Source organism: Streptomyces sp. NPDC006624 (assembly GCF_040611555.1).
In the GTDB taxonomy this organism is placed as follows: Bacteria; Actinomycetota; Actinomycetes; order Streptomycetales; family Streptomycetaceae; genus Streptomyces.
In genome coordinates, this window is the sequence record NZ_JBEXOM010000004.1 from 485,825 (window position 1) to 495,367 (window position 9,543).

The following is a 9,543-nucleotide window of genomic DNA, read 5'->3' on the forward strand; positions in this document are numbered from 1 at the left end:
AAGTCGACGCCGGTCATGATGGCGCACAGTGTGCGATGCGAGGCCGAAAGCGCACGGCTCCCCTTCCACGCAGGGAGACGGTTGACGCCGAGACAACCGCACATCAGCGCAACGAGAGACAGGCGAGTCAGAGTGACGCCATTGTGGGGCCGCGCGGCAGATCGGCTGGCGCCGTACGGAGACGTGCGACGGCCCGGGTCCTCGGCGAACCAGGACCCGGGCCGTCGGGAAGCCGTCGGGGGCGGAATCAGCCCAGTCGTTGGCGGATCAGCTCCGCCACCCGGCTCCAGTGGGAGGCGAGGTAGAAGTGCCCGCCCGGCAGGACCGTCAGCTCGTGCGTCCCGGTGGTGTGGGTGGCCCAGTCGCGCGCCTCCGCCGGCGTCAGCTGGGGGTCGTCGTCGCCGGTGAGGACGGACAGGGAGCACCGCAGCGGCGGTCCCGGCGTGTACCGGTAGGTCTCGGCGGCCCGGTAGTCGGCCCGCATCGCCGGCAGGATCAGCTCCAGCAGCTCCGGGTCGCCGAGGATCCGGGCGTCCGTGCCGCTGAGCCGGGCAAGGTGCGCGATCAGCACGTCGTCGTCCGCCCGGTGGATGCCTTCGTCACGGATCATGCGCGGCGATCGCCGACCCGACACGATCAGGGCCGTCGGCCCGCTCCCCTCCGCCTCGAGCCGCCGCGCCACCTCGAAGGCCAGGGAGGAGCCCATGCTGTGGCCGAAGAGGGCGAGGGGGCGGTCCTGCCACTGACGCAGCTCCTCCACGACGGCGTCGGCGAGGGCCGGGATGCTGTCCACGCACGGCTCGCCACGGCGGTCCTGGCGCCCCGGGTACTGGACGGCGAGCACTTCGGCGGCCGGTGCCAGGGCGGCCGAGAGCGGGAAGTAGAAGGAGGCCGCGCCGCCGGCGTGCGGGAAGCAGACCAGCCTGGGCGCGTCGGCGTGCGCGCGGTGGAACAGCCGCAGCCATCCGGTTCCGGCCGCCGGCACGGCGGGGTCCGTCGCTGTCTCGCTCATGTGGGTCCTCTCGTCCCGACCGCCGTACGGTCTCGTCGTCCGCTCGTCTCGTGTGCGCCCCCGGTCGCCGGGAGCCGCAACGCCCGTGATCGGGCCGGTCAGCACCGCACGACGGTGCAACCCCAGTGCATGCCGCGGCCCATGCCGGCCAACGCCACCAGGTCTCCGTCTCGCAGGTCGCCCGAGGCGATGTGGTGGGGCAGCGTGAGGAGATGGTCCGCCGCGCCGAAATGGCCGTGCTCCAGCGAGAAGTCGAGGTTGGTGCGGTCCACGGGCACGTCGAGCCGCTCGGCGAGCGCGGTGAGCGACTGCCGGTTGTCGTTGAGCAGGACGACCCGGGCCAGATCTCCGGGGTCGGCACCGGCCCGCTTGCAGGCACGGGCGACAACCTCCCGCACCCGGTCGTTCATCAGGTCGATGAACGCCTCGAAACGGTCGGAGTCGTAGTCGAAGAACTCCATCATGTCCCAGGCGTCCCGCGCTGTCGGGCTCTCGTCGCCGGGGGCGAACGGCAGGGCCTCACCGCCCTGTTCCATCAGGAAGAAGTCGGCGTAGCGCCCGTCGGTGATCACCTCGCTCGCCAGCCAGCGGAACCGGTCGTGGCCGCGGCCCGCGACCGTGGCCGCCGCGCCGTCGGAGAAGAGCAGCGAGTGCGTCGCCATGCGGTTCCAGTAGGTCTCGCACGTGCGGTTCGCCCCGACGAACAGGGCCCGCCGGTAGTCCGGATGAGTCGCGAACCGGCCCGCGAGCGTGTCGAAGCCGGTGATGCCGCCGAGGCAACCCTGGCTGATCAGAACCGCCTCGGCGCGGTGGGCGCCCAGCCGTGCCTGGAGTTCGGCCGCCGGGTCCCAGTACAGGTACTCGGGGATGTCCGTGATGGCGAGCACCAGCAGGTCGAGGTCCGCCGGGTCGGTGCCGGACTCCTCCAGGGCACGGCGGGCCGCGGCCTCCGACAGGTCGGTGAGCCCGACGTCGTCCGCGGCACGGTGAACGGCGCGGTAGCCGTACGCCAGGACCCGCTCCACGTCAGGCGTGTACTGCGACACGATGTCGGCCACCGGAACGCGTTCCCCGGTCACCGAGCCGAACGACATCATCCCGAACACCGCAGCTCCCTCGTCATGGTCGGTCGCTCCCGTCGTCGAGCAGGGTCCGCAGCTGGTCCGGCTGCTCCAGGCGTGCCTTGAGGCGGGTGAGGAACAGGACGGCCTCCCTGCCGTTGATCACCCGGTGGTCATAGGCGAGGCCGAGATGCACGGTGCGGACCGCGGCCGGTGTGCCGTCCGCTCCCGCTCGGTACTCCTCACCGACGGCGCCCACCGAGACCATGCACAACTGAGGCCACAGCACGATCGGATGCACCAGGACGACGCCGGGGTCCGGGTTGAGCGAGACGGAGATGGCACCGCCGTCCAGTTCGGCGGCGGAGAAGTCCTGGGTCAGCGCCTTCATCCGGAAGTCCATCAAGGTGTCGGCGACGTCGGCGAGGGACCGCTCGGCCGCGTCGCGGACGACCGGCACGTACAACCCTCCGTCGGCGTCCACGGTGACCCCGACGTGCGGGGCGTCGGCGACGGCGACCGTGCGCTCGTCGACCAGCGAGCCGAAGAAGAGGGGGAACTCGTCGTAGGCCGCGGCCACCGCTTTGATCACCGCCTCGGCGAGTCCGAACGCCGCTCCGGTCTCCTCCTCCAGCCGGCCGAGCGCGTCCAGGGCGGCGTCCACCTCGGCCCGGATCACCGTGAAGCCGGCCGGTACCTCGCGATGGCTCTTGGCGACCACGGCAGCGGTGCCCTGCTGGACGCGGTCGAGCGTGTGGACGGCTGCCGGTCCCGGCACCCCGGCGGCGGGCACCGCGGAAGCGGCGGCGGGCACCGCGTCCGGCGCCCCGGTCCGGGGGGCCGGTGCCGCCTCGCCGGGAGGCTGCGGAAGGAGGCGGGCCAGGAGCGCGCCGACGCCCCGTTCCTCCCCCTCCGGCACGATCCGCTGGAGGTAACCGGAGACGGGCGCGGGGACGTCCTCGACCGCTTTGGAGGTCTCGAGGGACACGACGTCGGCGTCCTCGTCGACCCATGCGCCGTCCTCCACCAGCCATTCCACGACGAGGTAGGAGGTGTCGTTGTTGTTGAGCTTGGGCACGGTCAGCTCGACGCCCTCGGCCGCCTCTTCGCCGGGCCGGGCCCCGCTCTCGGTCCGCTCCCCGGCTCCGCCCTGCGGGGGGACGTCCCATCCGGCCGATGCCCGCACGGCGGCCTCGATGTGGTCGCGGCCCAGCAGCACCCGGCTCTCCAGGTGCGGAGCGGTCGGGATGATCGAGTCGGCGGAGTTCAGCAGGATCACCGGTCCGGTCAGCGACGACCAGATCCGTTCGTACAGCAGGCGCGCCACCTCCGCTCCCCAGGTGCCGCCCGCCGTTCCCTCCTCGACGACCGCGATCCGTCCCGCACCGGCGAGCAGCGGCAGCACCGGGTCCAGGTCCAGCGGGTACAGCCGGCTCGGGGTCAGCAGGTGCACCGACCGGCCGTGCCCGTCCCGCAGCGCGCGGGCGGCGTCCAGGGTTCGGTGGACCATGCCGCCCGGGGCGATCACGATGACGTCGGCGGTGCCGCGCTCCCCCTCGGGGAAGGTGTGCGCCCAGCCGGTGTCGGCTGTGCCCAGCATCTCGTAGCGGTAGCCGTCGCCGGCTCGGCCGTCCCGGTACATCCGCCGGGTGTAGAGCACCTTGTCCTCGAAGAAGACGGCGGGCACGCCCCGTTCCAGGGCGGCACCGAGCACGGCGCCGGCGTCGTGGTAGGGCGAGAGTTCGTAGAGGGCGAGGTTGGGGATGCCGACGAAGTGCTTCTGCGGGCTCTGGCTGTGGGTCGGCCCGTAACCGCGGTTGCCGCCCACCGGGCAGCGGACGACCAGCGGTACCGGGACCTCGCGGCCGTACATCGACACCGACTTGGAGGCGAAGTTCAGCACCTGGTCGAAGCCGAGGGCGATGAAGTCGCCGAACATGATCTCGACGATGGCCTTGTCACCGGCCAGGGCGAGTCCTCCGGCCACTCCGAGGATGCCGCCCTCGCTCAGTGGTGTGGACAGCACGCGGTCCGGGAACCCGGTGGACAGACCTTTGGTGATCTTGAACGCGCCGCCGTACGGGTCGGACACGTCCTCGCCGAGCAGATGAAGCCGCTCCTCGTTGCGGAACAGTGCGTGCAGCGCGCGATTGAGGTGCTCCGCGACGCGGGGTGCGACGGTGCCGACCGCGTCGGCCGCGACCGTGGTCATACCAGATGTCCTCTCTCCGCCAGGACCTTGCGCAGGTCGCCCACGCTGCGGCAGGACCGGGCCTGCCGGGGGGTGAGTCTGACCCCGAACTCCCGGTTGACGGCCGCGACGATCTGTACGTGCCGGAGGCTGGTCCACTCCGCGTTGACGGCCGGGCCGGTGTCGTCGGTGATCTCGTCCGCGCCGATGCCCAGTGCCTCGGCGACGATCCTGTCGAGCGCGCTCACGCGGCGGCCCCCGGGTACGCATCGGCCAGGCCGGGCCACCGAGACGGCGGCCGGGCGGACACCTCCGCCACCAGATCGGCCATCAGCGCCTTGGTCCGGGCGTCCGCCGCGGCGAACCGGTCGCCGTAGTGCTGCGCGTACCGCGCGCTCCACTCCCGGGCCCGCACGTCGGCCAGTTCGGCCTCGGAACGGGTGTCGTCCCCCTTGCTGTGCGGTCCGAGCCGCAGACAGTGGAAGTGCACGACGGCCGGGACGCCTCTTTGCCGCACGTCGGCCACGAGCGGGGCGAGTTCGGCGCGGATGGCGTTGACGTCGGTGCTGTGGATCGAGTGGTATGCGGCGCCGAACGCCCGGGCCCGGCCGGAGACGGTGCCGGCCAGCTGCCGTTCGGTCGGGGTCGACTGGGCGATGCCGTTGTCCTCCACGACGACCAGCAACGGCACCTCCCACAGGCGCGCCATGTTCAGTGCCTCGTAGACGGATCCCTCGCCCCAGGTGCCGTCCCCGATGTGCGCGACGGCGATGCGCTCCTCGCCGGTCCGCCGGTAGTGCAGGGCGACGCCTACGGCCACGGGCAGGCTCTGCCCCTGCACTCCGGTCGACAGGAAGCCGTCCCGGTAGATGTGCTGGCTGCCGCCGACGCCGGCGCACAACGCGCCGGACCGGCCCATGATCTCCGCCAGCAGCCCGGCCGGGTCCCGGAACCGGGCGAGGTAGTGCCCGTGGCCGCGGTGGTTGCTGAAGACGAAGTCGTCACGGAGCAACGGAGCCAGGGCGACCGGCACATACTCCTGTCCGAGGCAGGTGTGGGTCGTGCCGTTCAGCCGTCCCGCGGCGAACAGGTCCAGCAGAGCCAGCTCGAAATTCCTGATCAGCAGTAGGAGTTCGAGGTCGTCATCAGCCAGCTCGGTGATTTCCGGCGCCATCTCGGCCGCCTGACCACGCATGTCTTCTCCGCTTCCCTCGACAATGTGGCGGGATTCCGGGCTGTTCAGGCCCGGTCGGCCGCCATGGCTTCAGCCAGGCTCTTCGGACGCATGTCGGTCCAGTTCTCGTTGATGAAATCGAGGCAGGCCTGACGGCTGTCCTCGCCCTTGGCGATCGTCCAGCCGGCGGGTACGTCGATGAAGGACGGCCACAGGGAATGCTGCCCCTCGTCATTGACGAGCACCAGGTACACGCCGTTTTCGTCCTCGAATGGATTCGCCATTTGTTTCCCCTTCCCAGAAGGAAGTCGTCGGTAAGTCCAGCCGGTTCTCGAAGGCTATACGGCATTCGAACGCGGTGACCATCCTCGCCCCGGCGGTGTCCCGGCGACGGGACACACGGCATCGGTGCGGGCCTTGAAGTCCCTGCGTCCACCGGTCTAGCGTGACGACGCCACGTTCTCCGACGACGGCGACGATTCCGCTCCGGAAGCGGCCGGGCCGCGTCATTCACGGACACCGGACTTCGCGACCGAATTCTTCACTCTCGCAGGGTGAGTCGCGGGGCCGGCCTGGCACCACACCATCCGTCCCGGACTCCGGGCGACGCATTTTCGGCACGCCCGCACGACTTCTGTACTCACCTGCGAGAACGACTGGAGGAACTCCCATGCAGGTTTCTGCGGCGAGCGACGAGGCGGCTGATAAAAACAGCCGGCCGGACATCGAGCGCTCCGTCGTCGAGTGGCTGCGCGTCGAGCTGGACGATCCGCACATCGTCGGATCCGACAACTTCCTCGACATTGGAGGTCATTCCCTGACCTTCGCGAAGTTGAACAGGCATCTCGGCGATGCCTTCGGCGTCGCCCTGGACAACAGGATCACCTACTCCGAGCAGCTCAGCACGGCCGTCGCACAAGCGCGGCCGGCCGAGCAGGGCTGACCGCGAACCGCTACTGAGGGGGCAGGACATGACCACCACCGCACGGACCGACTTCTCCCTGTCGGACGAGGAAGTGGCGTCGTTCCACAAGAACGGCTACATCGGCCCGCTGACCATCTACACCCCCGAGGAGATGGACGAGATGTGGAAGGCGGTGCAGCGCGAGACGCTGGACCGCACCTACGCCGCCTATCCGGAGGTGGACAAGGGCGTCGGGTCGCCGAACATCTTCAACTACGACCGGCACCTCGACATCGACCTGCTCGCCCGGCACGCGTGCAACCGCCGGATCGTCGACCGGGTGGCGTCCCTGCTGGGCCCCGATCTGCTGTGCTGGCGTTCGGAGTTCTTCCCGAAGTACCCCGGTGACGAGGGCACCGACTGGCACCAGGCCGACACCTTCGCCAACGCCAGTGGCAAACCGCAGCTGCTGTGGCCGGGCGAGACGGAGGACAACTTCGGCGCCGGCACCCTGACGGTGTGGACGGCGTTCACCGACTCCACCATCGAGAACGGCTGCCTCCAGATCATCCCGGGCACGCACCACCAGATGAACTACGACGAGACCAAGCGGATGGACTTCGACGAGAGCCGCATCAACTCGGAGATCAAGGACGGTGTTCCGCGCGGCTTCTTCGGCTACGACTACCGCCAGCTCCAGCACGACCCGGACTGGAAGCCCAACGAGGAGGACGCGGTCTCGCTGGTCATGGAGCGCGGCCAGTGCGTGATCTTCCTGTCGACGCTGATGCACGCCTCGCTGCCGAACGTCAGCACGGGCAAGAAGTACCGGATGGGCTTCGCCACCCGCTATGTGCCGACCAAGGTGCAGATCTACCCCGGCACCGAACACATCGAGGAGTACGGCGGGAGCATCTCGCTGGAGAAGTGGTCGGCATTCCTCGTCAGCGGCCGTGACGAGTACGGCCACAACAAGATCAGCGACAAGACGCTGCGGGGCACTCCCATCCACGAGGCGTGAGCCCCGTAGGAGTCGGATGATCGGACGGTCCATGACACAGGAGCACCGGCCGGTGGTGGCCTTCGTCCCGCCCTCGTGCTGCGGCATCGGCTACTTCCGGCCGCTCAGGCGTGCCCTGGGTGACCGGATCGAGTTCCGGCCCGTGGAACTGCCCGGCCACGGACGCCGGTTCGAGGAACCGTGCCTGATCACGGCGGACGACGCGGTGCGTGACGCGGCCGGGCAGCTCGGCGGGCCGGTCGACGCCTTGTACGGCGAGAGCCTGGGGGCGTACGTCGCCCTGGCAGTCGCGGCGACGCTGCGGCAACAGCGGCCGCCGCTGCTGTTCGCCGTGTCCAACTCACCTCCGTCGGCCCGCGAGCGCCTGGATCCGGCGGAGGTGACGTCCATCGAGTCGGCAGTGGCCGTGCTGACGGGCATGGGCGGCGAGATCCCCGCGGAAGTGGTCGCGGACCCGGTGCTGGCGGCCGGCGCGTTCCCGCTGATCCGGGACGACCTGCTGCTGTCCGGGTCTTTCCTCGCAGGGCACCGGAACACCCGCTCGCCCGGCGGCATCCGGGTCATCGCCGGGCTGGACGACACCGCTTCCTCGGACCTCACCGCGTGGTCGCGGCACACCGAAGCCGACTGCTCGGTGCTGCGGCTTCCAGGCGGGCACCTGCTCTCCGCCGCGAACCCGTCGGGTGTGGCCCAGGCGGTGCTCGACGCGCTCTCCAGCCGGACCACCGAGGCCTCCCCCAGGTATGAGGACGAGAGATGACCACAGTGTTAACGGCCGGGGCCGTCCCCGCGATCGGCCACCACCATCTGCTGCTGCTCTTCGCCCAGGTCTGCGTGTTCCTGACCGCCGCGGTGGTTCTGGGCAGGGTGGCGGCCCGGCTGGGGCTGCCGGCCGTGGTCGGCGAACTGAGCGTGGGCGTGCTGCTGGGCCCGTCGCTGTTCGGGAACTACCTGCCCGGTCTGTCCGGCTGGCTGCTGCCGCCGGACGCGGACCAGCGGCATCTGCTGGGCGCGGTCGCCCAGCTCGGCGTCCTGTTGCTGGTCGCCGTCACGGGCGCCCACATCGACCTGGGGCTGCTGCGACGCCAGGGGCGGGCCGTCGGGCTGGCCAGTGCGGGCAGTGTGCTGCTGCCGCTCGCCCTCGGCATCTGCCTGGGGCTCCTGACGCCCGGTTCACTGATGGCGCCGGGCGCCGAGCGCGCCACCTTCGCCCTGTTCATCGGCATCGCCCTCGCGGTCAGCGCACTGCCGGTGATAGCCAAGACCCTTCTCGACATGAATCTGCTGCACCGCAACGTGGGCCAGCTGATCATCGGCGCGGCCGCCGTCAGCGACATCGTGGGCTGGCTGCTGCTGTCGCTGGTCTCGGCCATGGCGACGGTGGGTGTGCACGTCGGTCTGGTGGCCAAGAGCGTCGGCTACCTGATCGCCGTGCTGGCGTTCACCCTGCTGGTGGCCCGGCCGGTCGTCGCGCGGGTGCTGCGGTACGCCGCACAGCCGAACCGGCCCGAAGGGGCGACGGCCGCGGTCGTCGCCTTGATCATGGCCTCGGCCGCGGCGACCCACGCCCTCGGCATGGAACCGATCCTCGGCACGTTCCTGTGCGGCATCGTCATCGGCTCCCTCGGACCGGCAGGCCGCGCGGCCCTGGGCACGCTGCGACCGTTCGTCATGGCCGTGCTCGCCCCGCTGTTCTTCGCCACCGCCGGGCTGCAGGTCGACCTGACCGCGCTGGCCCGCCCGGAGGTGCTCGCCGCCGCCGTGGTCGCCCTCACCGTGGCCACGCTGGCCAAGTTCGTGGGCGGCTATCTCGGGGCCCGCGCGGGCCGGCTCGGACACGCGGAGGGAATGGCCATCGGGGCGGGGCTCAACGCCCGGGGCGTGATGGAGATCGTCCTCGCCACCGTCGGTCTGCAACTCGGGGTGCTCACCAACGCCACGTACACGGTGATCATCCTGATCGCCGTCGTGACCTCCGTCATGGCACCGCCCCTGCTGCGCCGCGCCACCCGCCACATGCCGAAGACGGCGGCGGAGACCGAACGGGAGAAGGAGTTCAGTACGGTCTGAACCGCCCACAGGACGACACCGGCCGCGGGGGGGGGGGGGGGGGCGCCAGCGCCCCCGCCCCGCCACGAGAAGGAGCCGGGCGGGCCCCCACCCCCCCCCCCCCGCCCCCC

General features: G+C 70.8%; 10 protein-coding genes. 4 read left to right on the forward strand and 6 right to left on the reverse strand.

The features are described from left to right. Positions 1-247 precede the first annotated feature (247 nt). The 6 genes from ABZY20_RS10765 to ABZY20_RS10790 form a co-directional block, all read right to left on the reverse strand. Positions 248-1,012: an alpha/beta fold hydrolase gene (locus ABZY20_RS10765; RefSeq protein ID WP_356439610.1), complete on the reverse strand. Its 765-nt coding sequence runs from the start codon at positions 1,010-1,012 to the stop codon at positions 248-250. Positions 1,013-1,110: 98 nt separating this feature from the next. Beyond that, positions 1,111-2,109, reverse strand: a complete 999-nt coding sequence (locus ABZY20_RS10770; RefSeq protein WP_356439675.1) for a 3-oxoacyl-[acyl-carrier-protein] synthase III C-terminal domain-containing protein — start codon at positions 2,107-2,109, stop codon at positions 1,111-1,113. Between the two features lie 22 nt (positions 2,110-2,131). Further along, positions 2,132-4,285 (reverse strand): 2-oxo acid dehydrogenase subunit E2, encoded by a 2,154-nt coding sequence (locus ABZY20_RS10775; protein WP_356439613.1) that lies wholly within the window; start codon positions 4,283-4,285, stop codon positions 2,132-2,134. Next, positions 4,282-4,512 (reverse strand): acyl carrier protein, encoded by a 231-nt coding sequence (locus ABZY20_RS10780; RefSeq protein WP_356439616.1) that lies wholly within the window; start codon positions 4,510-4,512, stop codon positions 4,282-4,284. The genes ABZY20_RS10775 and ABZY20_RS10780 overlap by 4 nt, the downstream gene beginning before the upstream one ends. Further along, positions 4,509-5,459, reverse strand: a complete 951-nt coding sequence (locus ABZY20_RS10785) for a thiamine pyrophosphate-dependent dehydrogenase E1 component subunit alpha (RefSeq protein ID WP_356439618.1) — start codon at positions 5,457-5,459, stop codon at positions 4,509-4,511. Before ABZY20_RS10785 ends, ABZY20_RS10780 begins: the two co-directional genes overlap by 4 nt. Before the next feature lie 44 nt (positions 5,460-5,503). Continuing rightward, a complete protein-coding gene (locus ABZY20_RS10790) occupies positions 5,504-5,722 on the reverse strand; it encodes an MbtH family protein (protein ID WP_356439620.1) in 219 nt (72 codons plus the stop codon). Between the two features lie 386 nt (positions 5,723-6,108). On the opposite strand from ABZY20_RS10790, the gene ABZY20_RS10795 reads away from it, so the two are divergent. The 4 genes from ABZY20_RS10795 to ABZY20_RS10810 are packed head-to-tail and all read left to right on the forward strand — an operon-like array spanning position 6,109 to position 9,433. Continuing rightward, positions 6,109-6,381: an acyl carrier protein gene (locus ABZY20_RS10795; protein WP_356439623.1), complete on the forward strand. Its 273-nt coding sequence runs from the start codon at positions 6,109-6,111 to the stop codon at positions 6,379-6,381. Between the two features lie 28 nt (positions 6,382-6,409). Continuing rightward, positions 6,410-7,363 (forward strand): chlorinating enzyme, encoded by a 954-nt coding sequence (locus ABZY20_RS10800; protein WP_356439626.1) that lies wholly within the window; start codon positions 6,410-6,412, stop codon positions 7,361-7,363. 31 nt (positions 7,364-7,394) lie between these two features. Continuing rightward, positions 7,395-8,123 (forward strand): alpha/beta fold hydrolase, encoded by a 729-nt coding sequence (locus ABZY20_RS10805; RefSeq protein ID WP_356439629.1) that lies wholly within the window; start codon positions 7,395-7,397, stop codon positions 8,121-8,123. After that, positions 8,120-9,433 (forward strand): cation:proton antiporter, encoded by a 1,314-nt coding sequence (locus tag ABZY20_RS10810; protein WP_356439632.1) that lies wholly within the window; start codon positions 8,120-8,122, stop codon positions 9,431-9,433. The genes ABZY20_RS10805 and ABZY20_RS10810 overlap by 4 nt, the downstream gene beginning before the upstream one ends. The last annotated feature ends 110 nt before the right edge of the window (positions 9,434-9,543 follow it).

Bases quoted from the DNA above. Each gene is read 5' to 3' on its own strand.
- ABZY20_RS10765 (WP_356439610.1), bottom strand. From the start codon at position 1,012: ATGAGCGAGACAGCGACGGACCCCGCCGTGCCGGCGGCCGGAACCGGA.
- ABZY20_RS10770 (WP_356439675.1), bottom strand. From the start codon at position 2,109: ATGATGTCGTTCGGCTCGGTGACCGGGGAACGCGTTCCGGTGGCCGAC.
- ABZY20_RS10775 (WP_356439613.1), bottom strand. From the start codon at position 4,285: ATGACCACGGTCGCGGCCGACGCGGTCGGCACCGTCGCACCCCGCGTC.
- ABZY20_RS10785 (WP_356439618.1), bottom strand. From the start codon at position 5,459: ATGCGTGGTCAGGCGGCCGAGATGGCGCCGGAAATCACCGAGCTGGCT.
- ABZY20_RS10790 (WP_356439620.1), bottom strand. From the start codon at position 5,722: ATGGCGAATCCATTCGAGGACGAAAACGGCGTGTACCTGGTGCTCGTC.
- ABZY20_RS10795 (WP_356439623.1), top strand. From the start codon at position 6,109: ATGCAGGTTTCTGCGGCGAGCGACGAGGCGGCTGATAAAAACAGCCGG.
- ABZY20_RS10800 (WP_356439626.1), top strand. From the start codon at position 6,410: ATGACCACCACCGCACGGACCGACTTCTCCCTGTCGGACGAGGAAGTG.
- ABZY20_RS10805 (WP_356439629.1), top strand. From the start codon at position 7,395: ATGACACAGGAGCACCGGCCGGTGGTGGCCTTCGTCCCGCCCTCGTGC.
- ABZY20_RS10810 (WP_356439632.1), top strand. From the start codon at position 8,120: ATGACCACAGTGTTAACGGCCGGGGCCGTCCCCGCGATCGGCCACCAC.